Source organism: Streptomyces adustus (assembly GCF_009377175.1).
Taxonomy (GTDB): Bacteria; Actinomycetota; Actinomycetes; order Streptomycetales; family Streptomycetaceae; genus Streptomyces; species Streptomyces adustus.
Window position 1 is genome coordinate 1 of the sequence record NZ_VJZD01000158.1, and the last position, 22,943, is coordinate 22,943.

21 protein-coding genes, 1 tRNA gene and 1 pseudogene are annotated in these 22,943 nt (G+C 71.4%); 13 read left to right on the top strand and 10 right to left on the bottom strand.

The window, feature by feature from the left end:
• Positions 1–49: 49 nt before the first annotated feature.
• Both FNH09_RS30475 and FNH09_RS30485 read left to right on the top strand, forming a co-directional pair.
• The gene (locus FNH09_RS30475) at positions 50–1,189 is read left to right on the top strand and encodes a PP2C family protein-serine/threonine phosphatase (RefSeq protein WP_338017724.1); all 1,140 of its coding nucleotides are present in this window, start codon (positions 50–52) and stop codon (positions 1,187–1,189) included.
• A 145-nt stretch (positions 1,190–1,334) separates the two neighbouring features.
• The gene (locus FNH09_RS30485) at positions 1,335–2,138 is read left to right on the top strand and encodes a DUF5707 domain-containing protein (RefSeq protein WP_156110845.1); all 804 of its coding nucleotides are present in this window, start codon (positions 1,335–1,337) and stop codon (positions 2,136–2,138) included.
• 75 nt (positions 2,139–2,213) lie between these two features.
• Here FNH09_RS30485 and FNH09_RS30490 read toward each other — a convergent pair whose 3' ends face one another.
• The 3 genes from FNH09_RS30490 to phoU all read right to left on the bottom strand — a co-directional run bounded on the left by FNH09_RS30490 (position 2,214) and on the right by phoU (position 3,598).
• Positions 2,214–2,465, bottom strand: coding sequence for an SCO4226 family nickel-binding protein (locus FNH09_RS30490; protein WP_152893130.1), 252 nt, complete (start codon positions 2,463–2,465; stop codon positions 2,214–2,216).
• A gap of 148 nt (positions 2,466–2,613) precedes the next feature.
• Positions 2,614–2,769, bottom strand: a complete 156-nt coding sequence (locus FNH09_RS47820) for a hypothetical protein (protein ID WP_202919783.1) — start codon at positions 2,767–2,769, stop codon at positions 2,614–2,616.
• A gap of 130 nt (positions 2,770–2,899) precedes the next feature.
• Positions 2,900–3,598: a phosphate signaling complex protein PhoU gene (gene phoU, locus FNH09_RS30495; protein WP_152893131.1), complete on the bottom strand. Its 699-nt coding sequence runs from the start codon at positions 3,596–3,598 to the stop codon at positions 2,900–2,902.
• Positions 3,599–3,857: 259 nt separating this feature from the next.
• Between phoU and phoR the strand changes: the two genes are divergently transcribed.
• Together phoR and phoP are read left to right on the top strand one after the other, a co-directional pair.
• Positions 3,858–5,246, top strand: coding sequence for a two-component system sensor histidine kinase PhoR (phoR, locus tag FNH09_RS30500; protein WP_152893132.1), 1,389 nt, complete (start codon positions 3,858–3,860; stop codon positions 5,244–5,246).
• A 5-nt stretch (positions 5,247–5,251) separates the two neighbouring features.
• A complete protein-coding gene (phoP, locus tag FNH09_RS30505) occupies positions 5,252–5,923 on the top strand; it encodes a two-component system response regulator PhoP (RefSeq protein ID WP_004000192.1) in 672 nt (223 codons plus the stop codon).
• 114 nt (positions 5,924–6,037) lie between these two features.
• On the opposite strand, the gene FNH09_RS30510 is transcribed toward phoP, so the two are convergent.
• Complete coding sequence (locus FNH09_RS30510) at positions 6,038–6,661, bottom strand: copper chaperone PCu(A)C domain-containing protein (RefSeq protein ID WP_162469329.1); 624 nt, start codon at positions 6,659–6,661, stop codon at positions 6,038–6,040.
• A gap of 650 nt (positions 6,662–7,311) precedes the next feature.
• Between FNH09_RS30510 and FNH09_RS30520 the strand changes: the two genes are divergently transcribed.
• From FNH09_RS30520 to FNH09_RS30545, 6 genes are all read left to right on the top strand, one after another.
• Positions 7,312–7,794: a CarD family transcriptional regulator gene (locus tag FNH09_RS30520; protein WP_003953493.1), complete on the top strand. Its 483-nt coding sequence runs from the start codon at positions 7,312–7,314 to the stop codon at positions 7,792–7,794.
• A 279-nt stretch (positions 7,795–8,073) separates the two neighbouring features.
• Positions 8,074–8,853, top strand: coding sequence for a 2-C-methyl-D-erythritol 4-phosphate cytidylyltransferase (ispD, locus tag FNH09_RS30525; protein WP_152893133.1), 780 nt, complete (start codon positions 8,074–8,076; stop codon positions 8,851–8,853).
• Complete coding sequence (gene ispF, locus FNH09_RS30530; RefSeq protein WP_152893134.1) at positions 8,843–9,373, top strand: 2-C-methyl-D-erythritol 2,4-cyclodiphosphate synthase; 531 nt, start codon at positions 8,843–8,845, stop codon at positions 9,371–9,373. Before ispD ends, ispF begins: the two co-directional genes overlap by 11 nt.
• Before the next feature lie 217 nt (positions 9,374–9,590).
• On the top strand, positions 9,591–10,991 hold the full coding sequence (cysS, locus tag FNH09_RS30535) for a cysteine--tRNA ligase (RefSeq protein WP_162469330.1): 1,401 nt from the start codon (positions 9,591–9,593) through the stop codon (positions 10,989–10,991).
• Positions 10,992–11,112: 121 nt separating this feature from the next.
• A complete protein-coding gene (gene rlmB, locus FNH09_RS30540; RefSeq protein WP_152893135.1) occupies positions 11,113–12,054 on the top strand; it encodes a 23S rRNA (guanosine(2251)-2'-O)-methyltransferase RlmB in 942 nt (313 codons plus the stop codon).
• 186 nt (positions 12,055–12,240) lie between these two features.
• On the top strand, positions 12,241–14,085 hold the full coding sequence (locus FNH09_RS30545; RefSeq protein ID WP_152893136.1) for a DoxX family protein: 1,845 nt from the start codon (positions 12,241–12,243) through the stop codon (positions 14,083–14,085).
• A gap of 448 nt (positions 14,086–14,533) precedes the next feature.
• Here FNH09_RS30545 and FNH09_RS30550 read toward each other — a convergent pair whose 3' ends face one another.
• The 3 genes from FNH09_RS30550 to FNH09_RS30560 form a co-directional block, all read right to left on the bottom strand.
• Positions 14,534–15,265 (bottom strand): nucleotidyltransferase family protein, encoded by a 732-nt coding sequence (locus FNH09_RS30550; protein WP_152893137.1) that lies wholly within the window; start codon positions 15,263–15,265, stop codon positions 14,534–14,536.
• Positions 15,266–15,373: 108 nt separating this feature from the next.
• Positions 15,374–15,832 (bottom strand): hypothetical protein, encoded by a 459-nt coding sequence (locus FNH09_RS30555; RefSeq protein ID WP_162469331.1) that lies wholly within the window; start codon positions 15,830–15,832, stop codon positions 15,374–15,376.
• 223 nt (positions 15,833–16,055) lie between these two features.
• Entirely contained in the window at positions 16,056–17,192 is a 1,137-nt protein-coding gene (locus FNH09_RS30560; protein WP_152893138.1) for an ABC transporter ATP-binding protein, read from the bottom strand.
• A 218-nt stretch (positions 17,193–17,410) separates the two neighbouring features.
• Here FNH09_RS30560 and FNH09_RS30565 point away from each other — a divergent pair.
• Positions 17,411–17,484: transfer RNA gene (locus FNH09_RS30565), tRNA-Thr, on the top strand.
• A gap of 58 nt (positions 17,485–17,542) precedes the next feature.
• On the opposite strand, the gene FNH09_RS30570 is transcribed toward FNH09_RS30565, so the two are convergent.
• The gene (locus tag FNH09_RS30570; RefSeq protein WP_152893139.1) at positions 17,543–18,022 is read right to left on the bottom strand and encodes a GNAT family N-acetyltransferase; all 480 of its coding nucleotides are present in this window, start codon (positions 18,020–18,022) and stop codon (positions 17,543–17,545) included.
• Between the two features lie 81 nt (positions 18,023–18,103).
• Between FNH09_RS30570 and FNH09_RS30575 the strand changes: the two are divergent.
• Positions 18,104–18,764, top strand: a pseudogene (locus FNH09_RS30575) (rhomboid-like protein).
• Positions 18,765–18,774: 10 nt separating this feature from the next.
• On the top strand, positions 18,775–20,181 hold the full coding sequence (locus FNH09_RS30580; RefSeq protein ID WP_152893141.1) for an NAD(P)/FAD-dependent oxidoreductase: 1,407 nt from the start codon (positions 18,775–18,777) through the stop codon (positions 20,179–20,181).
• Positions 20,182–20,277: 96 nt separating this feature from the next.
• Here FNH09_RS30580 and FNH09_RS30585 read toward each other — a convergent pair whose 3' ends face one another.
• Together FNH09_RS30585 and FNH09_RS30590 are read right to left on the bottom strand one after the other, a co-directional pair.
• Complete coding sequence (locus tag FNH09_RS30585; RefSeq protein WP_338017725.1) at positions 20,278–21,780, bottom strand: MFS transporter; 1,503 nt, start codon at positions 21,778–21,780, stop codon at positions 20,278–20,280.
• Positions 21,781–21,836: 56 nt separating this feature from the next.
• The gene (locus FNH09_RS30590; RefSeq protein ID WP_152893143.1) at positions 21,837–22,817 is read right to left on the bottom strand and encodes a zinc-binding dehydrogenase; all 981 of its coding nucleotides are present in this window, start codon (positions 22,815–22,817) and stop codon (positions 21,837–21,839) included.
• Between the last annotated feature and the right edge of the window lie 126 nt (positions 22,818–22,943).

The following is a 22,943-nucleotide window of genomic DNA, read 5'->3' on the forward strand; positions in this document are numbered from 1 at the left end:
GGCTTTAGCCTGGGCCGGCAGGGAGTGCCGTCGGCATCGGGAGCAGCGCGTGGCGGGGCCGGAAGTGTGGCGGTGGCTGGAGAGCCACAGGCGTCTGATGCCGGCCGTCCTGCTCTTCGGAGCGGGGATGGTCGACTTTCTCACGCCGCCGACGGTCAGCGCCGCGGCCTTCTACGCGGCCGCGATCCTGATGGCCGCACCTCTGCTGTCCCTGCGCGGCACCATCCTCACCGGGGTGTGCGCGTTCCTTCTCGACCTGACCTCGTTCGTGCACTTCGGCTACCACCGAAGAGGGCCCGAGCTCAGCGAGCTGGCCATGGTGGCGACGGTGACCGTGATCGCGGTCTTTCTCAACCGCCTCCTGCACCACCTCCAGACCCAGCTGCGCTCCGCGCGCGACATCGCCGCCGCCGTCCAGTGCGCCGTGCTGCCGGATCCGCCGAAGGCGAGCGGTCCGCTGCGTTTCGCCGCGCGCTACGAGGCCGCGCAGACGGACGCGCAGATCGGCGGCGACCTCTACGCCGTGCTCGACACCCCGTTCGGCGTGCGCTGTGTGATCGGAGATGTGCGCGGCAAGGGAATGGACGCGGTCAGGGCCGTCGCGGCCAGCATCGTCACCTTTCGCGAGGCGGCCCTGTACGAGCCCAGCCTGACGGGGGTCGTGGAGCGGCTGGAGCGGACTGCCGTCCTGGAGACCCAGCAGTCGGGCAGCGCGACCGAGCTGGAGGGGTTCATCACGGGCGTGGTGGCGGAGTTTCCCCGGCACGAGAGGGCGGTCCGCCTCGTCAACCGCGGCCACCCCGCGCCCGTGCTGCTCCTGCCCGACGACGTGCGGTACGTCGAGCCCAGCCGGCCGGCCGTGCCCCTGGGCATGGCGGCCCTGGCCGACGACCCGGCCCCCGTCGACCTGGTGGCCTTCCCGGAGGGGGCGACCCTGCTGCTCTACACGGACGGACTGACGGAGGCCCGGGACGAGAAGGGCGTCTTCTACGACCCCGTCGGGGGAGCCGCCATATGCCCGGACGCCCGGCCGGACGCCCTCCTCGACGCCCTGCTGGCCGACGTGCACCAGCACACCGGTGGTGCGAGAACCGACGACATGGCACTGCTGGCCATCGCCTGCGCACCGGACACACGAAAGGGCACCGCCAAAAGAGGCTCGAATTCAGTTCGCGGACAAGGAAGTTGACCGGCGGTCGTTGAATTCGCCAACCCGGGGATACGCCAGGGTTAAGTCATGGGCCGGGCGGCAATGGCGCACAACCCCCGGGTGAACCCCTCTGTCTGACGCAGGTGAAGTCACCACCCCTTTCCTGAAAGTGGGAGACCGCATCATGCGCCTACGCGCCACCGCCACCGCCGTCACCGCCGCCGCCCTCGGCGCCGCCCTGGCCGTCACCGCCCTGGCCGGCCCGGCCGCCGGGGCCACGCAGGACGATTCGCCGACGAGATTCAGCGACATCGTGGTCAACAAGAGGCTCGACTACACCGTCGTCGTCGGGGCCAAGGAGAAGGTCGCCTTCCTGGTCTCCGCGACGGTCAACGACCCTTCCGGCGTCCGGAGCGTGACGTACGGACTGTGGCACGGCGACACCCGGGCGCAGGCCGACGGCTACCTGGCCCAGGTCGGGTCCGGCCGCTGTGTGAAGGCCAGTGCGACCACGTCCAAGTGCGAGGCCGTCGTGGTCGCGGACCCGAACAGCAACCTCCGCAGCAACGCCCTCGCCGGTGTCTGGACCGTGGGCGCCGTGGCCGTCGACGGCGCGGGCAACGTCACCCGCCTGGACGACGTCGGCACCGGCATAGCGCGCATCAAGCGCGAGACGCAGCTGTCCCGGGCCGACGCCACCCCGGAGCCGGTGAAGAAGGGCAGGACCGTCACGGTCAGGGCCCGGATGGCCGTCGCGAGCTGGGAACAGCACAAGGACGTGCCCCTCATCGGGCACCAGGTGCTGCTCCAGTTCCGCAAGGGCAGGAGCGGCGCCTTCGTCACGCTCCAGAAGGTCAAGACCGACCGGAACGGCTGGGCCAAGGCCTCGGTGAAGGCGACGGTGGACGGCGAGTACCGCTTCAACTTCGCGGGCACGAGCCTCACCCGGGCCAGGACCGGCGCGGCCGACTTCGTCGACGTGAAGTGAGCCGACGTGAAGTGAGCCGGCGCCGGTGAGGCGACCGTCCCCCGCCCGTGACACCGGCGGGCGGTGGGGCGGCGGTCACCAGACCGACAGGGGCACCGGGTGGATCTCGTCCGCCTTGTGACCGGCGCGTTCGTGCACGCGCTGGACCGCTTCGGCGGAGGGGGCCTCGGAGAGGCAGTAGACGGTTCCGGTGGCCGGGTCGGCCCAGGCCCGTTCGAAGTGCACCTGCTCGTCGGCCTCGATCGCGAGGTCAGCCTTGTGGGCCTCGTCCAGCTGGTCGGCCGTGATGCCCTGCATACCGTGGTGGATGTCCATGAACTGGGGCATGGTCCCGTACCTCCCGTTCCTGCGGATCACCTTCCATGCTGCGCCCGTACGGCCCGGGCGGCGACCGACGGGTTGCGAGGAGAGGCGGGACGTGCGACGGCGTACGACGACCTTCGTCGTCGTACGCCGTCGCACGCCGTGGGCTTCGTCAGCCGCACTGGCAGGGGTTGCCCGACTGGCACCCGCACCCGCAGCCCGAGCCGCAGCCGCACGCGCCGATCAGCGTCAGGTTCCTGATGTCGGCGGACTGCTCGGTGGGGCGTTCCTGCGCGGGGTCGGGCGTCGTGCTGGGGGATTCGGCCATGGCTCTGGGTCCCTCCTGGAGGCGGTGCCTGTGTCCATTGCATGCCCGCTCCACCGGGCGCATCAACGGCGCACGGTGGCTTTGGGCACGCCCCGGCCGATTCCCTTCGCGCCTGTTCGGATACGGAGGGTCAGGCGCCCTTGGGTCCGGAGGCCTGGATCTCCGGCTGGATGTCGGGCTGGAGCTCGTCCGCGTGCTCACCCGTCACCAGGAAGACCACGCGCTTGGCGACCGCCACCGCGTGGTCGGCGAACCGCTCGTAGTAACGGCCCAGCAGCGTCACGTCGACCGCGGTCTCTATGCCGTGCTTCCAGCGGTCGTCCATCAGGTGCTGGAACAGCGTGCGGTGCAGCAGGTCCATGGCGTCGTCGTCGGCCTCCAGCTGCATCGCCAGATCGACGTCCTTCGTGATGATCACCTCGGCCGCCTTCGCCATCAGACGCTGCGCGAGCTGACCCATCTCCAGGATCGTGGCGTGCAGGTCGTGCGGGATGGCGCGCTCCGGGAAACGCAGCCGCGCGAGCTTCGCCACATGCTGGGCGAGGTCGCCGGAGCGCTCCAGGTCGGCCGACATCCGCAGTGACGTGACGACGATCCGCAGGTCGGTGGCGACCGGCTGCTGCCGGGCCAGCAGGGCTATCGCACGGGCTTCCAGGTCGTGCTGGAGCTCGTCGACCTTCTTGTCCGCCTCGATGACACTCTCGGCCAGCTTCAGGTCGGAGTCGAGGATGGCGGTCGTGGCGCGCCCGATCGCCGACCCGACCAGCCGGGCCATCTCCACCAGTCCGTCGCCGATCGAGTCCAGTTCCTCGTGGTACGCGTCCCGCATCAGGTTCCCTCTCGTACGTGTTCCATAGGGGTTTGGGGGGCCGGTCCTCCGGACATGTGAGTCCTCGAACGTTTGGATGCTCGAACGTTCTCGAACCGGCGGTACGAACCCCACGCTCCCACGTTCCGGCTCGTACGCGTCGGTTTCCATCACCCAAAATGAACCACTGCTAGCTCCAAGGTGAACTCTGAGCGACGAGTGTTCGAGGTCGCACTTCGATGGCTGTGGCCATCCGGGACGGCATGCCTAACCTGGGGGCATGGACGTGAACGCGGCGGTCGCCGCAGCGGCAGCGATCGCCGGGGTACTCACCGGTGCCATCGCCATGCTGGCGTTCCGCTGGAGCGAACGCGACCAGCAGCGACCCACCAGAACCTCTCTGCACACCGACCTGGTGCTCCCGCCGGGGGTGGACACGGTCCTTTCCGTGCTCCGTTCCTCCGCCGTCGTGCTCGACGAGGCGGACGCCGTGGTCAAGGCGAGCTCCGCCGCGTACGCCCTCGGGCTGGTGCGCGGCGGCAAGCTCGCCGTCGAACCCATGCTCCAGATGGCCCGGGACACCCGGCGGGACGGCGAGATACGCCAGGTCGAACTGGATCTGCCCAGGCGGGGGACCGGGCGGGGCGAGGCCCTCGCCGTGTCCGCGCGGGTCGCCCCCCTCGGCTCCCGGCTCGTCCTGCTCCTCGTCGAGGACCTCACCGAGGCCCGGCGCATCGAGGCGGTACGGCGCGACTTCGTCGCGAACGTCAGCCATGAGCTCAAGACCCCGGTCGGCGCCCTCTCCCTGCTCTCCGAGGCCGTCATGGACGCCTCGGACGATCCGGAGGCGGTGGAGCGCTTCGCCGGGCGGATGCAGATCGAGGCCACCCGGCTGACGAACCTGGTCCAGGAGCTCATCGACCTCTCCCGGGTCCAGAACGACGATCCCCTGGAGGACGCCGAGCCCGTCCGGGTGGGCGAGCTGGTCGCCGAGGCCATCGACCGATGCCGCCACCAGGCCGGCACCAAGCAGATCACCATGGCCGCGGGCGGCACCGCCGACCTGCGGATCTGGGGGAACAGGGGGCAACTCGCCGCCGCACTCGGCAACCTCGTCGAGAACGCCGTCAACTATTCGCCGGCCCGCACCCGCGTCGGCATCGCCGCCCGCCGGGTCAGCGTGCCCGGAGGCGACCTCATCGAGATCGCCGTGACCGACCAGGGCATCGGCATCTCGGACAAGGACAAGGAGCGCATCTTCGAGCGCTTCTACCGGGTCGACCCCGCCCGCTCCCGTGCCACGGGTGGCACGGGCCTCGGGCTGGCGATCGTCAAGCACGTGGCCGCCTCGCACGGCGGGGAGGTCACGGTGTGGAGCTCCGAGGGTCAGGGCTCCACGTTCACTCTGCGGCTGCCGGAGGCGGGTGCGGCCCGCGACCGCGCCCAGCAGCATCCCGATCCCGACCACGTGAACGACACCTACGACGATCACGTGAACGACGACTACGACGACTACGACGAGGACATCCCCGCCGAGAACGTCATCGACAGCGTCGTCGAGAACGTCGTCGAGACCGGTCGGGCCGCTCACCCGGCCCGCCCATCGCGGACCACATCCCCCGACTCAACCGCGTACGAAACGCTTTCCGCCCCGGAGGTCCTTCCGTGACCCGTGTGCTTGTCGTCGAGGACGAGGAGTCCTTCTCCGACGCCCTGTCGTACATGCTCCGCAAGGAGGGCTTCGAGGTCGCTGTCGCGACCACGGGCCCTGACGGGCTCGACGAGTTCGAGCGCAATGGCGCCGATCTCGTCCTGCTCGACCTGATGCTGCCGGGGCTGCCCGGCACCGAGGTGTGCCGTCAGCTGCGCGGCCGCTCGAACGTCCCGGTGATCATGGTCACCGCCAAGGACAGCGAGATCGACAAGGTGGTCGGTCTGGAAATAGGAGCCGACGACTACGTCACCAAGCCGTTCTCCTCGCGCGAGCTGGTCGCCCGGATCCGGGCCGTCCTGCGTCGCCGGGGCGAGCCCGAGGAGGTCACTCCGGCCGCGCTGGAGGCCGGCCCGGTCCGGATGGACGTCGACCGTCACGTGGTCACCGTCTCCGGCTCGAAGGTCGACCTCCCGCTCAAGGAGTTCGACCTGCTGGAGATGCTGCTGCGCAACGCGGGCCGCGTCCTCACCCGTATGCAGCTGATCGACCGGGTCTGGGGCGCCGACTACGTCGGTGACACCAAGACCCTCGACGTCCACGTCAAGCGCCTGCGCGCGAAGATCGAGCCGGACCCCGGTGCGCCGAGGTACCTGGTGACGGTGCGCGGCCTCGGCTACAAGTTCGAGCCGTAAACAGCCGTCGGCGGTCGGGGCGGGCCGGAGGCATCCGGTACGCACGTACGGGCCGTACCCGCGGCGCACCGCTCACGAGCCGCGCTCGGAGCCGGGCCCGCGGGCCGCGCCCGGCTACTGGCCGGTCGCCGACTCGGTGGCGGTCGCCGTCGGTGACGTCGACTCGTTCGGGGAGGCGGACTCGTTCGGGGAGGCCGACTCGCCCGGCGACGGCGTGACGCTCGGGATCTCGCTCGGGCCCCACGAGGAGAAGTAGCTCTCGGCCGGGACGACGAAGGCGCTGATGTTCACGGCGCCGGTCGAGCTGAAGGTGAAGGTGATCTTCTGGACGTTGCCGTTCTGGACGGCCTCGGCGGCGTCCGAGAGCACCGCGGAGGCGTTGTCCTTGCCGCCGAGGACCAGCGAGCCGCCCGCCGGGATGCTCAGCTTGTCGCTGCCCTTGGCGGGGGAGAGCTTCGCGGAGCCGCCGCCCTCGACGCTGATGGAATCCAGGGTCTGGGCGCTCCTGCCGCTGTTGAAGACGGTCGCGGAGATCACGGAGGGACCCGAGGTGTCCGTACCGGGCTGGGTGATGACGAGAGCGTTCTGGATCTTGATGTCGCCGACGCTCGTCGCCGCGTTGTCGGGCTGGACCTCCAGCGTCTGGGAACTGTTGCCCGCGCCGCACGCGGCGAGCGAGGCGATCGAGAACGCGATGGCGGAGGCGGCGAGGGCGCCGCGTCGAAGGCTGCTGCTCACGGCGGCGGCTTCTCCTTGAACGCAGGGGCAGCTGTACCTAAAGCCGCCCTAAGTGTCTGTCAGCGGCCTTAGGTTACCGAGCCGTTCCGGAGCCGCCGCACCCGACCCTCCCCCGGGGGCGTCCGGCTTCGCCCGGCAGGCGGTACCGGGAGGCTTTCCGGAGCCGGATGCGACCCGGAACGTATTGGTCTCACCGTCGTACGAGATTCACTTAGACGGGGTTGCGGATTTTCCGTGTCGGAATACCCGGAGGTGGCGGGCCTCTAAGCGGCGGAATTGATCACCGATGTGGTTCGGCCGGCCGTTCCGCCGGTCTTGTGATCTTCCCTTGTGATCGCCCCGTGATCAATTCCGGAATCGTGTCGCGGTCGGCACCGGCAACCGAACGGAGTAGCGGAAGTCGATCGTATGGAACCAGACATTTAGGGACGTTCGGCCACTTGGGGCGGCCTCCGGATGTGTGTAACGTGTGCGTTTCCCTTCCCCCGGACAGCCGCTCCGACCTGCGAATACCCGCTTCCGATCGGCCCGCGATGCACGTTCCTGTTGCTGTTGTCAAGCCCCGAGATATGCCCTGACCTGCGAAAACGCCATTCAGAACCCGTCGTTTCCGTGTTACTCTGGATAGCCACGGAAGGGGTACCTGTCACATGACGTTCAAGGTTGGCGACACCGTGGTCTATCCCCATCACGGGGCCGCGCTGATCGAGGCTATCGAAACTCGCCAGATCAAAGGCGTGGACAAGACCTACTTGGTGCTGAAGGTCGCCCAGGGCGACCTGACGGTACGTGTGCCAGCGGACAATGCGGAGTTCGTCGGCGTGCGTGATGTGGTCGGTCAGGACGGGCTGGACCGGGTCTTCGAGGTGCTGCGCGCTCCGTACGCCGAGGAGCCCACGAACTGGTCACGCCGTTACAAGGCAAATCTGGAGAAGCTCGCCTCCGGCGATGTCATCAAGGTCGCGGAAGTCGTGCGTGACCTGTGGCGTCGTGAGCGCGAGCGCGGACTCTCCGCCGGTGAGAAGCGCATGCTCGCCAAGGCCCGCCAGATCCTGGTGAGCGAGCTGGCTCTCGCGGAGAACACGAACGAGGACAAGGCGGAGGCCCTGCTCGACGAGGTCCTCGCGTCCTGACGCGCGGCGGCACCGTCCGCCCCACTCAGCACGCCCCTCACTCTGCACAGTGAAATGCCGCGGTGCCCGATGACGTATCTTCTGTCGCCGGGCGCTGCGGCATTTCTTTGCATGCCGTACTCGGATGCCGTACGCCACGAGGAATTCCCCCGATACTGGTGTGCCGGGCCCGGGCAGCTGGCTCGACCGGTGTCACGGAAGGGTTCCGGTCAAGGCGTCGCGCCCGGCACGCTGTGGCCATACCCACGTAGGCCGAGCACACAAACCTGACAGGAACCGATGTCTGACGTTTCGCGCCCTTCGACCGCGGATGCCGTTCCGGAAGCCCCGGCTGTGACCACCCGTACCGCCGTCGTGATCCCGGCCGCCGGCCGGGGTGTGCGCCTCGGTCCGGGCGCACCCAAGGCGCTCCGCGCGCTGAACGGCACTCCCATGCTCATCCACGCCGCGCGCGCCATGGCCGCGTCCCGCGCCGTCTCCCTGGTCGTCGTCGTGGCGCCGCCCGACGGCGCGGGCGAGGTCAAGTCGCTGCTCGACGCGCACGCGCTGCCGGAGCGGACCGACTTCCTCGTCGTCCCCGGCGGCGAGACCCGCCAGGAGTCGGTGAAGCTCGGCCTCGACGCGCTGCCGTCCGACTGCGGCATCGTGCTCGTGCACGACGCCGCCCGGCCCCTGGTGCCGGTCGACACGGTGGACGCGGTGATCGAGGCCGTACGGGAGGGCGCGGCCGCGGTCGTGCCGGCCCTGCCGCTCGCGGACACGGTCAAGGAGGTCGAGCCGGCGGCCGTGCCGGGCGAGCCGGAGCCGGTGGTGGCCACGCCCGAGCGCAGGCGGCTGCGGGCCGTCCAGACGCCGCAGGGCTTCGACCGGGCCACGCTGCTGCGCGCCCACGAGACGGTGACCGACGACGTCACGGACGACGCGAGCATGGTGGAGCAGCTCGGCCTGCCGGTCGTGGTGGTCCCCGGGCACGAGGAGGCCTTCAAGGTCACCCGGCCGCTGGACCTGGTGCTGGCGGAGGCGGTCCTGGCGCGCCGGAGGCTGAACGATGGCTTCTGAGCTCTCCGGGACGCCCGGTGCCGCCCAGGGCGCCGGGGCGTACGTGCTTCCGCAGGTGGGGATCGGTACGGACATCCACGCCTTCGAGGAGGGGCGCGAGCTGTGGTGCGCCGGTCTGAAGTGGGAGGGCGAGGGTTCGGGCCTGGCCGGGCACTCCGACGCGGACGTCGTCGCCCACGCCGCGTGCAACGCGCTGTTCTCCGCGGCCGGACTCGGTGATCTGGGGCAGCACTTCGGCACCGGGCGGCCCGAGTGGGCCGGCGCGTCCGGGGTGACGCTGCTGACCGAGGCCGCGCGGCTGGTGCGCGAGGCCGGATTCGTCATCGGCAACGTCGCCGTCCAGGTCGTCGGGCCCCGCCCGAAGATCGGCAAGCGACGCGACGAGGCGCAGAAGATCCTGTCCGAGGCGGTCGGCGCGGCGGTCTCGGTGTCCGGGGCCACGACGGACGGGCTCGGCTTCCCCGGGCGCGGCGAGGGCCTGATGGCGGTGGCGACGGCGCTGGTGGTCCGCGCGGGCTGATCCCGCCGGGACGGCGCCGGTGGTTCCGCGCGGGCCGGGCCCGCCGGGACGGCGCCGGTGGTTCCGCGCGGGCCGAGCCCGCCCACCCGCTCGCCGACGCACCCGGCTCGGCAGGGGGCTCCGCCCCGCGCGTCCGTGGGCACCCGTGCTCCCTTTGCCGGGGGCAATAGGGCGGAAGGGTCGCGGGGCACTGCCTCGCGACCACTACCCTGGAGTGGTGACTATTCGCCTGTACGACACCAGCGCCCGGCAGATCCGTGACTTCGCCCCGCTCAAGCCGGGTTGTGTCTCGATCTACCTGTGTGGTGCCACCGTTCAGGCGGCCCCGCACATCGGACACATCCGGTCGGGGCTGAACTTCGACATCATGCGCCGCTGGTTCGCCTACCGCGGCTACGACGTCACGTTCATCCGCAACGTCACCGACATCGACGACAAGATCATCAAGAAGTCGCACGAGCAGGGCCGCCCCTGGTGGTCCATCGGCTACGACAACGAGCGCGCGTTCAACGACGGCTACCAGGCGCTCGGTTGCCTGCCGCCCACGTACGAACCGCGGGCGACCGGGCACGTGCCCGAGATGATCGAGATGATGCGCGGGCTCATCGAGCGCGGACACGCCTACGAGGCCGACGGCAACGTCTACTTCGACGTGCGCTCCTTCCCGGAGTATCTCCAGCTCTCCAACCAGGAGTTGGACAACCTCCGCCAGCCCTCGGGCGAGGGCGAGACGGGCAAGCGGGACCACCGTGACTTCGCCATGTGGAAGTCGGTCAGGCCCGGCGAGCCGAGCTGGGAGACGCCGTGGGGACGCGGGCGCCCGGGCTGGCACCTGGAGTGCTCCGCCATGGCGCACAAGTACCTCGGCTCCGCCTTCGACATCCACGGCGGCGGCCTCGACCTGATCTTCCCGCACCACGAGAACGAGATCGCCCAGGCCAAGGCGTTCGGCGACGAGTTCGCCCGGTACTGGGTGCACAACGCCTGGGTCACCAAGGCCGGCGAGAAGATGTCCAAGTCCCTCGGGAACTCGGTCCTCGTCTCCAAGATGGTCAAGGACTGGCGCCCCATCGTGCTGCGCTACTACCTCGGCACCCCGCACTACCGCTCCATGATCGAGTACAGCGAGGAGGCCCTGCGCGACGCCGAGTCGGCGTTCGCGCGCATCGAGGGCTTCGTGCAGCGGGTCGTGGAGAAGGCCGGCGGGGTCGTCGAACCCGCCGCCGAGGTGCCGCCCGCCTTCGCCGAGGCGATGGACGACGACCTGGGCGTGCCGCAGGCCCTTGCAGTCGTGCACACCGCCGTCCGGCAGGGCAACTCCGCGCTCGCCGCCGACGACAAGGAAGCGGCGATCGCCCGCCTCGCCGAGGTGCGCGCCATGCTCGGCGTCCTCGGACTCGACCCGCTCGACCCGCACTGGGCCGAGGAGACGGACCGGGGCGACGATCTGCACGGCGTCGTCGACAGCCTCGTACGCCTGGTCCTCGACCAGCGGGAGGCGGCCCGGACCCGCAAGGACTGGGCCACCGCGGACGCCATCCGCGACCAGCTCAACCAGTCCGGACTCGTCATCGAGGACGGTCCGCAGGGACCGCGCTGGAGCCTCGGCCCGCGCTGACCCCACCCGATCGCCTAAGTGATCGATTGTGCCGTCCGGGCCTCCGGACGGCACACTTCATAGACGTACACACTTCGACGCGGGCGCACGCGCCGCGTCGCCTCGCACAGACAGGTAGGTCATGGCCGCTAACAACCGCCGCATGTCCGGCAAGAAGGGCGCGCAGGTCGGCAGTGGCGGCCAGCGACGCAAGGGCCTGGAGGGCAAGGGCCCGACCCCGCCCGCCGAGATGCGCAAGAAGCACAAGAAGAACCGCATCGCCACCGCGAAGGCGAAGCAGGTCGCCCGCCGTCCCGTGGTGCGCGGCCGCGGCGGCAAGGGCACGTCCGAGATGGTCGTGGGGCGCAACCCCGTGGTCGAGGCGCTGCGTGAGGGCGTGCCCGCCTCCACGCTCTACGTCCAGCAGTTCATCGACAACGACGAGCGGGTGCGCGAGGCGCTCCAGCTCGCGGCCGAGCGCGGCGGGATCAACCTCATGGAGGCCCCCCGCCCCGAGCTCGACCGGATGACGAACGGGCTCAACCACCAGGGCCTGGTCCTCCAGGTCCCGCCGTACGAGTACGCCCACCCCGAGGACCTCGCGGCCGCCGCCTACGACGAGGGCGCCGACCCGCTCATCGTCGCCCTCGACGGCGTCACCGACCCGCGCAACCTCGGTGCCGTCGTACGGTCCGTCTCCGCCTTCGGCGGCCACGGCGTCGTCGTACCCGAGCGGCGTGCCGCCGGTATGACCGCCGGCGCGTGGAAGACGTCCGCCGGTACGGCCGCGCGTACGCCGGTGGCCCGCGCCACCAACCTCACGCGCGCGCTGGAGGCGTACAAGAAGTCCGGCCTCACCGTGGTCGGCCTGGCCGCCGACGGCGAGGCCGAGGTGGGCGACCTGGAGGCGCTGGGCGGCCCGGTCGTCATCGTCGTCGGCAGCGAGGGCAAGGGACTGTCCCGGCTGGTCGGCGAGACCTGCGACTTCCGGGTGCGGATCCCGATGCCCGGTGGCGCGGAGTCGCTGAACGCGGGTGTCGCGGCGGGTGTCGTGCTGTACGAGGCGGCCCGGCGACGCGCCTGAGGGCAGGCCGGACTCAGGTCCGGGGTGCGTCTGACGCGTGCCTCGGACCGGGGCCGGACGTCGTCCGAACGGAAATCCGGTCCTGTCACCCACTCGGGGCAATCCGGGCGTCGAGGACAACCTTGACGGGGTCCGGACAGATCCGCCCGGTCAAAGCAGTGTCCTAACTCCACGTCACTCGGTTAGATGAGTGTGGACACCAGAACACCCCGCACACCCACGGGGGACCGCTCGTCGGGATACGACGACGCTCCCGCGCTGAGCATGGTGAAGGTGCCGAGCGATCCGGCGCAGGTCATCGTCAATCACGCGAGCTTTCGCGTTCAGCTGGGGACGTCGGCGAGACGCGCCCAATCGCCGCGGATCGCACGGCACTTGAGCGTCGGCGTGGGCACCGCCCAGGCGCCCGTGGCGGACGGCGCCGGGGCCCGTCGTCGCGCGGTCGTCTGGAGCGGCAGGTCCGCCCCCGACGACACCGGCGCCCACCGCCTCCTCCAGGCCGTGCGGGCCGGCAGCGTCCGGCACGGCGAGCAGCCCTCCGCGGACGGCGGGGCCACCCAGGTCATCCCGCGCGTCGACCCGACGACGGCGGCCCCGGGCCGGCCCGGCGGCGGCTACGGCGGATACGACGGTTACGGCGGCCGGTACGACGAGCTGGACCAGACCCTCGAAACCCCCGTCGTCGGCGCCCAGCGCACCCCGGGCGACGGCCGGCCCGCCGGGTCCCGGCTCCTGCCCCAGATGCGCACGGTCGGCAGCGCCTACGACGAACCCGCCTACGGACGCCCCGGCCACGACGGCCTCGGCGCACCCGCCTACGGCGGTCCCGCGCACGGCGAACCCGCCTACGACTACGGCCGGTTCGAGGGCGAGGACGCGTACCACGACGTCGAGGCGGCGGGCGGGGCGCGGCACGGTTCGCGGTCCGGGCGGCGCGCCGACGACCCCGCACGGCACGCCTACTTCCCCGGCCGCCGGATGAACCTCGGCGTGGTGCTGCTCCCGCTGCGCATCTTCCTCGGCTTCATCTCCGTGTACGCCGGCATGGGCAAGCTCTGCGACCCGCAGTACTTCGACGGCGGCAAGCGCGGCTCGATGGTCAAGTGGCTCGACACCCTGCACCCCTGGGAAGTCGCCGAGCCGCTGCGCCAGTTCGCGCTCCAGCACCCGGTCGGGGCCGGCCTGGTCATCGCCTTCCTCCAGGTCATCGTGGGCGTCCTGACGTTCCTCGGCTGCTGGCAGCGGGTCACCGCGGTGGTCGGCGCGGCGCTGTCCGCCGCGCTGCTCGTGACCGTCAGCTGGAAGACGGCCCCGGTCTACGACGCGCCCGACATCATCTGTCTCGCCGCCTGGTCCCCGCTGATCATCGCGGGCGCGCCCGTCTACTCGATCGACGGACGTCTTGCGGCCGGTGCCTGGCGCCGTCTCGGACCCCGTTCGGACATCTGGGAGCTGCGCCGGTACGTCCTGCGCCGCGGCGCCCTCGTCACGGCCGTCGCCGTGGGCCTCACCCTGCTCGTCGGCTCCCTGCTCGGCGGTGCGGTCCGCGACGCCGGCCGGGTCGTCGTCCCCGGCCCCGGCGAGGCCCCGCGCAACGAGCTGCCCGGGTCGCCGCTCCCGCAGGACCCGGCCAAGCGCAAGCACCGGCAGAAGCCGTCGCCCTCCTCCAGCGCGCCGGCCCACGGCGTCCCCTCCGGTGCGGCCAGCCCCTCCAGCGACGCCGCCAACACCCCGGACGCCACCCACGACACCGGCGGCTCCGCCACCACCGGCGCGCCCAGCCAGAGCCGGAGCACGGCCGGACAGGCGCCGCCCGCGCAGTCCACTTCCTCCGGTGGCGCCCCGAGCACCAGCTCCGGGCCCTCGTCCGGCGGCAGCGGCTCGCCCGGCGGCACCGGCGGTTCCAGCAGCTCGGGTGGCTCCGGCAGTTCCGGTGGCTCCGGCGGCTCGGGCGGCTCCGGCAGCTCGGGCGGCGGTTCGGGCTCCTCCTCGGCCGGCCAGTCCGGCCTGGTGGGCGGCCTGCTCGGCTAGGACAGCGACCGGCACGACGACGGGGCCCCGCACGGATGATGTGCGGGGCCCCTCCGTCGTACGGTCGCGTCCCGCCGCCGCGGGCGCCATACGGGCTCCGTCGGTCGCGTCCCGCCGCCGCGGGCGCTATTCGGGCTCCGTGCGGGGCCCCGTGCGTCGCCGCGCGATGCGGGGGCGGTGCGGGGACCCAGCGTCGTACGGGCGTTGCGCGGGCGCCGTACGGGCGCCATACCGGCGCCGCGAGGGAGCCCGGGCGCCGTGCGTCGCCGCGCGGGCGTTGTGCGTTGCCGCGCGGGCGCGGTGCGGGCGTCGTACGGGCGCTGTGCGGGGCCCGGGCGTCGTACGGGCGCCGCGCGGGTGCCGTTGACGGCCGTGTACGGGCGTTCCCCGGACCCCGCGGCCCGGGAAGGGGTGTCCCGTGGCGCGGGGAGAGTCTTCGAGGGGCTTCTCAGCGGCCCAGAGCGGCCAGCTCCCGCGCGGCCTCGGTCAGGTCCTTCGCGGTGTCGATCGCCCGCCAGTAGGCGCCCTGCGGGATCGGGAAGCCTGCGAGGCGGCGTTCACGCGCCAGATGCGGGAACGTGGTGCGCTCGTGGTCTCCCCGCGCGGGGAGCAGATCGGCGAACTCCGGGGAGAAGACGTAGACGCCCGCGTTGATCTCGTTCGTCGTCGGCGGGGCCTCGATGAAGTCCGTGATGTGGCCGAAGCCGTCGGTCTTCACCGCGCCCCAGGGGATGCGCGGGCGGGCCAGGGCGAGGGTCGCGACGGCGTCGCGCTCGGTGTGGAAGTCCGCCATGTCGCGCAGCGAGAAACGGGTCCAGATGTCGCCGTTCGTCGCGTACCAGGACCGGTCGGGGTGCGGGAGCCGGGCGGCCGCGTACTTCAGGCCGCCACCGCGGCCGAGCGGCTCGGTCTCGACGACCGTCGTGACGTTCACCGGCAGGTCGGCCGAGTCCAGCCACTTCTGGAGGACGTCGGCGAGGTGGCCGCAGCTGACCACGACGTCCGTCACGCCCTCCTCGGCGAGCCAGACGAGCTGATGGCCGATGATCGGGGTCCCCGTGCCGGGGATCTCCACCATCGGCTTGGGCCGGTCGTCGGTGTAGGGGCGCAGCCGGGAACCCTGGCCCCCGGCCAGGATGACGGCTTGCGTGGGGCGGGACGCGGCGTGCGGATCGGTCATGCCCGAACTGTACGCGGCGCCCCGCCGGTGGCCCGGACCGGCGATCCGATCCGCGGCCGGCCGTTTCCGGCCGCCCGCCGCGAGGGGCGGTCGGCCGCGAGGGCGGGTTCAGCTGTGGCCGGCCGCCACCCCCGACGCGAAGGAGGTGTCGCAGACGGGGCGCGCGTACGACTGGGCCCGCGAGGCGCCGTAGATGCGGACCGCGGCACGGCCCAGCGCGCGGGCGATGGAGACGCAGTGCTCGGCGAGCGACGGGTGGCCGTTGACGGCCTCCTGGAGGTGGGTGAGGACGACGCCCGGGTCCTTGTCCTGCAACTGGGTCAGCAGCCGGTCGCGCAGCAGGTCCTGCGGTGCGCGGACCACGGAGCGCGAGGCGCCGCCCGCGGTGGAGACGTCGGACGCGGTGAGCACCGAGTTCGAGGGGTTCCCCGACCAGTTGACTCGGGTGACCGCGAGGGTCCCGGAGAGCACCAGGACGACGGGCAGGACGAGGGCGAGGGTGCGGCCGATCCGGCGGGCGGGGCCCCGGTTGCCGCGTCGCGTCTGTTGGGTGGTGGAGTGCTTCACGCGTGTGAGGGTAGCGCCCGGTAATGATTTGGCGACATTTAGTCACCGGTTCGGGGGATGAGGAAGTGCCACTTTTTGGGTAGGGCGTTGACGTACGTCACTCGAAAAGGGTGTTTTGCCGGGGTATTCGGCGGCAACGAAAAGGGCCCCGCGATGGTGTGCGGGGCCCGATTCGTCAGCGAGGGTGAATCATCCGGGAGTTGCCGTCCCGGGCGGTGTGCGGTCAGTCGGTGAGGCGCTCGCCCGTGGAGGTGGAGAACACGTGGATCTCGCCCGGCCGCGGCACGACGTGCAGCTGCGCGCCCTTGTCCGGCACCTGACGGCCGCCGACGCGGACCACCAGGTCCTTGACCTCGCCGCCGACCTCGGCCGCGCCGTAGACGTAGCCGTCGGCGCCGAGCTCCTCGACGACGTTCACGGAGACCGCGAGACCGGCCGGGGCGTCCTCGGTGTCCTTCGACAGCGAGGAGGCGGCGGCGCCGTTGTGCTCGACCACGTCGAAGTGCTCGGGACGCACGCCGACGGTGACCGTGCGGTCGCCGCGGTCGGCGGCGGCCTTCAGCGCCTCGCGGTTGACCGGCACCACGCTGTTGCCGAACTTGACCCCGCCGTCGGTGATCGGGACCTCGACCAGGTTCATCGCCGGGGAGCCGATGAAGCCGGCCACGAAGAGGTTGGCGGGCTTGTCGTACATGTTGCGCGGGGAGTCGACCTGCTGGAGCAGACCGTCCTTGAGGACCGCCACGCGGTCGCCCATCGTCATGGCCTCGACCTGGTCGTGGGTGACGTAGACGGTCGTGATGCCCAGACGGCGCTGGAGCGAGGCGATCTGCGTACGGGTCGACACACGGAGCTTGGCGTCCAGGTTGGACAGCGGCTCGTCCATGAGGAAGACCTGCGGCTCGCGCACGATGGCGCGGCCCATCGCGACACGCTGGCGCTGACCGCCGGAAAGCGCCTTCGGCTTGCGGTCCAGGTACTCGGTCAGGTCGAGGATCTTCGCGGCCTCCTCGACCTTCTGCCGGATCTCCGCCTTGTTGACGCCGGCGATCTTGAGCGCGAAGCCCATGTTGTCGGCGACCGACATGTGCGGGTACAGCGCGTAGTTCTGGAACACCATCGCGATGTCCCGGTCCTTGGGCGGCAGGTGGGTGACGTCACGGTCACCGATGCGGATGGCGCCGGCGTTCACGTCCTCGAGCCCCGCGAGCATCCGGAGCGAGGTGGACTTGCCGCAGCCGGACGGACCGACCAGAACGAGGAACTCGCCGTCCTCGATCTCGATCTCGAGTGCGTCTACGGCAGGCTTCTCGGAACCCGGGTAGATCCGGGTCGCCTTGTCGAACGAGACAGTGGCCATGGTGATGGGCCCCCTTCTACCGGCAGGAACGTGCCGGACGATCCGTTGTAGGAAGGTGGTTTGGTGTAGTCCACACGAGTGAACCGAATCAGGACGCTACCTCCCGGCCACCCGATCTGTCAGTACCCGGACGACTGTGAACTTCGCGGAAATTTTCGACAGGGAGCCCTCGCGACGTGGGTACACTGCACGGGCACGTGCGTCAGGCGTACGCGCACGCCTCCTTAGCTCAGCTGGCCAGAGCACCGCTCTTGTAAAGCGAAGGTCGTCGGTTCGAATCCGACAGGGGGCTCCGGAAAAGCCCAGGTCAGAAAGTTCTGACCTGGGCTTTCGGCGTCCGGCGGTCCGGGCTATTCCTGGGTCCCCAGCTTGGTCAGTGCCTCGTCCGTCAGGCGGTACGTCGTCCACCCGTCCTGGGGAAGGGCGCCGAGCGAGTCGTAGAAGTCGATCGCGGACCGGTTCCAGTCGAGGACCGACCACTCCAGGCGCTGGTAGCCGCGCTCCGCGCAGATGCGGGCGAGCTCCGTCAGCAGGGCCTTGCCGTGGCCGTTGCCGCGGGCCATGGGGCGGACGTACAGGTCCTCCAGGTAGATGCCGTGGACGCCGCGCCAGGTGGAGAAGTTCAGGAACCACAGGGCGAAGCCGACCGTCCCGCCGCCGGCGTCGTCCTCGGCGATGTGGGCGAAGGCGGCGGGGCGCTCGCCGAACAGTGCCTCGTGGAGCTGCTCCGGCGTCGCCCTGGCCTCTTGCGGGGCCTTCTCGTACTCGGCGAGTTCACGGATCAGGCTGTGGATGACGGGGACGTCGGCGGGCACGGCGGTACGGATCATGTCCGCGAGCCTAGTACCGCCGCCGATTTGTTCGGAATGTCGATCACGCGCCGGACGATACTGGCGTGTGTGACTTGGCTCATGCGAATCAGCGGAGGCGAGACCCTGCGCCAAGTGCGGGCGTACGTCCGCAGCGCGCCCGGTACGTACGTGTGGCTGGCGATCCTGTTCGTCACCACGGTCGCCCTGCACCACATGTCGCCGGAGTTCGAGGAACAGTTCCTGCGGCAGCGGTCGACGAACATCCACGAACTGTCGGACAACCCGGTGCGGGTGCTGATCGCCAGCGCCATGTGGATCGCCGGCGGGTTCTGGTGGCCGTACGTCGTGCTGTACTCCGTCTTCCACGCGCAGGCCGAGCGCTGGCTGGGCACGCTGCGCTGGCTGGCGGTGTGCGTGGCCGCGCATGTGCTGGCCACGCTGATCAGCGAGGGCGTGCTGCTGCGGGCGATCCGGGACGGGATGGCGCCGCCCTCGGCGGTCGACACCCTCGACGTGGGCGTGAGCTACGCGCTGGCGGGGGTGGTCGCGGTGCTCACCTACCGGATCGCCGCGCCCTGGCGGTACGCGTACCTCGCCTTCGTGCTCGTCTGGTACGGGGTCCCGCTCGTGGTCGGCCGCACCTTCACCGACGTCGGACATTTCGTGTCCGCGCTGATCGGGCTGGCCTGTTTCCCGCTGACCAGAGGGCGCGGAAAAAGCACGGAATCCGAAGGAGACAGTGGCCCGGTGCAGGGGTTAGCGTCCCGGACATGAACAACTCGGGCGGCAGCGTCGTGAACGGCGGCATCTCGTTCTGGTACGCGGACGACGGTCTTCCGGCGCGGCGGGAGCCGCTGACCGGGGACGCCTCCGCGGACGTCGTGATCGTCGGGGGCGGGTACACGGGACTGTGGACCGCGTACTACCTGAAGAAGGCCGCCCCGTTCCTGCGGATCACCGTCCTCGAACAGAAGTTCTGCGGCTACGGCGCCTCCGGCCGCAACGGGGGCTGGCTGTACAACGGCATCGCGGGCCGCGACCGGTACGCGAAGCTGCACGGGCACGAGGCGGCCGCGCGGTTGCAGCGGGCCATGAACGACACCGTGGACGAGGTCGTCCGGGTCGTCGGCGACGAGGGCATCGAGGCGGACGTCCACAAGGGCGGAGTGCTGGAGGTCGCGCGCACACCGGCCCAGCTGGCCCGGCTGAAGGCGTTCCACGCGGGAGAACTGGCGTTCGGGGAGAAGGACCGGGAGCTGTACGGCGCCCGGGAGACGGCCGAGCGGATCCGGGTCGCGGACGCGGTCGGTTCGACCTGGACCCCGCACGGCGCGCGGGTGCACCCGGTGAAGCTGGTCAAGGGGCTGGCGGCGGCCGTGGAGGCGCTGGGCGTGACCGTGCACGAGTCGACGCCGGTGACGGAGATACGGCCGAAGCACGCCGTCACGCCGTACGGGACCGTTCGTGCGCCCTATGTGCTGCGCTGCACGGAGGGGTTCACGGCCTCGCTGAAGGGGCAGCGGCGGACCTGGCTGCCGATGAACTCCTCGATGATCGCGACCGAGCCGCTGACGGCCGCGCAGTGGGAGTCGGTCGGCTGGGACGGGCGGGAGACGCTGGGCGACATGGCGCACGCGTACATGTACGCGCAGCGCACCGCCGACGGCCGGATCGCGCTGGGCGGGCGGGGCGTGCCGTACCGCTTCGGGTCGAGGACCGACAACGACGGACGGACCCAGGCGGCGACCGTCGAGGCGCTGCGCACGATCCTCGTGGACTTCTTCCCCGCGCTGGCCGGGGTGCGGGTCGAACATGCCTGGTCGGGCGTGCTGGGCGTGCCCCGGGACTGGTGCGCGACGGTCACCCTGGACCGGTCCTCGGGGCTCGGCTGGGCGGGCGGTTACGTCGGTTCGGGTGTCGCCACCGCCAACCTCGCCGCCCGCACGCTGAGCGATCTCGTGCAGCAGGACTCCGGCCAGGGCGGGCGCACGGAGCTGACGGACCTGCCGTGGGTGGGGCACAAGGTCCGCCGGTGGGAGCCGGAGCCGCTGCGGTGGCTGGGCGTGCAGGGGATGTACGCCACCTACCGGGCGGCGGACCGGCGCGAGCGGGAGACGCACGGCGCGGGGTCCTCCAGGCTGGCCCGGGCGGCGGACTGGGTGGCGGGACGGCACTGAGCCCCGGGGCGGCGCTGCGGGACGGCGTCCCGAGGCGGGCGGGGCGGCGCTGAGGCGGCCGTCGGCCGTCCTCGCCTCGCCGTCCGCGGACGACGGTCAGGTCGCCGACTCGGGTACCGGAGCCCGCGCCGGACTCTCGCGCGTGGGCGGCTTCGCCGTCACCATCAGGCCCGCGACCAGGCCGGCCAGCAGCATGATGCCGACGGCCCACCAGATGGCGACGGTGTAGCCGTGGACGATGCCCTCGCGCACGATCAGGTCCTTCTGGGCGGGGTCGCGCAGATGCGCCGTGATGTACGCGGCGCCGCTGGTGGTGGCGACGGTGTTGAGCAGGGCCGTGCCGATGGAGCCGCCGACCTGCTGCGAGGTGTTGACGGTGGCGGAGGTGACGCCCGCGTCCTGCGGGGCGACCCCCGCGGTGGCGGTGGAGAACACCGGCATGAAGGTCAGACCCATGCCCAGGCCCATGAGGACCAGCGCGGGCAGGATCTCGGTGGGGTAGGAGGAGTCCACCGTCATCCGGGTGAGCACGAGCATGCCGCTCGCGGCCAGCACCATGCCGGGGACCATCAGCATCCGCGGGGCCACACGCGGCAGCAACCGGGCGGATATCTGGGTGGAGCCGATGATGATCGCGACGGTCAGCGGCAGGAAGGCCAGGCCCGTCTGCACGGGGGAGTAGCCGAGGATGACCTGGAGGTAGTAGGTCATGAACAGGAACAGGCCGAACATGCCGATGACCGCGAGGGCCATGGTCAGGAAGCAGCCGGCCCGGTTGCGGTCCCTGACGATGTGCAGGGGCAGGAGCGGGACGGGGGCCCGGGTCTGCCACCACACGAAGGCGGCGAGGAGCGCGACGCCCACCGCGAACAGCGTCAGGACCAGCGGGTCGCTCCAGCCGCGCGGGTTCGCCTCGCTGAACCCGTAGACGACCGAGACGAGGCCGCCGCAGCCGAGCAGCACACCGGGGACGTCCAAGCGGGCACCGGCGTGGCCGGGGCTGTCGCGCAGCAGGGTGACCGCGCCGAGGACGGCGACGATCGCGATGGGCACGTTGACGTAGAGGCACCAGCGCCAGTTCAGGTACTCGGTGAGCAGTCCGCCCACGATGAAGCCGATCGCGGAACCGCTGCCGGCCAGCGCGCCGTAGATGCCGAAGGCCTTGCCGCGCTCCCTGGGGTCGGTGAAGGTCGTGGTGAGGAGGCTGAGCGCGGAGGGGGCCAGCAGGGCGGCGAAGGCGCCCTGGAGGGCGCGGGCGAGGAAGAGCATCCCTGAGCCGGTGGCCGCGCCGCCGAACGCGGAGGCGGCGGCGAAGCCGACGAGACCGATGAGGAACGTGCGCTTGCGGCCCACGATGTCGGCGATCCGGCCGCCGAGCAGCAGCAGACCGCCGAAGGCCAGGGTGTACGCGGTGATGACCCACTGGCGGTTGCCGTCGGACATGCCGAGCGCGCGCTGTGCGGAGGGGAGCGCGATGTTCACGATGGTCGCGTCCAGGACGACCATGAGCTGAGCGAGGGCGATCACCACCAGCCCCCACCAGCGGTGCGGGTCGGTGTCCAGGGAGGTGGTGGTCTCACCCGTACGGGGGTCACTCACCCGGTCAGAAGACCATGGATCTGCAGGGGTCGCATCTCGGTGCGTGCCGTACCCGCTCATGGTTCGAGGACCACCTTTCCGATCGTGTTCCGGGTTTCCAGGGCGCGGTGTGCGGCGGCGGCCTCGGCGAGCGGGAAACGCTGTACGACGGGGGTGAGGCGGCCGGCGGCGGCCTCGGCGAGGGCCCGCAGTTCGAGCGTGCGCAGCGGGTGGGGTCCGCCGGTCCGCCGCATCATGGCCGGGCCGAGGACCTGTTCGGAGACGCCCTCGACGAGGTGGGCGCCGCCGCCGCGCAGGTGCTGCGCCGACCAGCCGAAGACGAGGTGCCGGCCGCCGGGGCCGAGCAGCGCGACGGCCTCCCGGGCGACCTTGCCGCCGACCCCGTCGAGGACGACGGTGACCGGGCGCCCGCCGAGGTGGGCGCGGACCTTGCCGGGCCAGGCGGGGTCGGTGTAGTCGACGGCGAGGTCGGCGCCGCCGGCCCGCACCAGGGCCACCTTGTGCGGGCCGCCCGCGAGGCCGACGACGGTGGCGCCGGCGTTCGCGGCGTACTGCACCAGCAGGGTGCCGATACCGCCCGCGGCCGCCGGGACCAGGACGACCGAGTCGGGGCCTAGCTCGGCGAACTGGGCGACCCCCAGCGCCGTACGACCGGTGCCGATCATGGCGACGGCCTGGGCGAAGTCGAGGTTCGCGGGGATCTCGTGGACGCGGTCGACATCGGTGACGGCCAGTTCGGCGTAGCCCCCGGGGGCGAAGCCAAGGTGCGCGACCACGCGTCGGCCGAGCCAGTGGTCCGCGACGCCCTCGCCGAGGGACTCGACCGTGCCGGCCACCTCGCGGCCGGGGACGGTGGGCAGCGTGGGCAACTCGGGCAGCGGGCCCCGGAATCCCTCGCGCAGGGCGGTGTCGAGCAGATGGACGCCCGCCGCGGCGACGGCGACGCGCAGTTGGCCGGGGGCGGGCAGCGGGTCCTCGACCTGTTCGTGGACGAGGTTCTCGGCGGGACCGAAGGCGTGGAGCCGGATGGCGTGCATGGGGACTTCCCGTCGGGGTCGGGTCGGAGGCGGGGCCGGGGCCCACTCTTCGACCTCGATCGCGCTTGAGGTCAAGGGGCGGCGGTGGGTCGGTCCGGGCGGGATGTCAGTGGCGCGGTGCAGGAT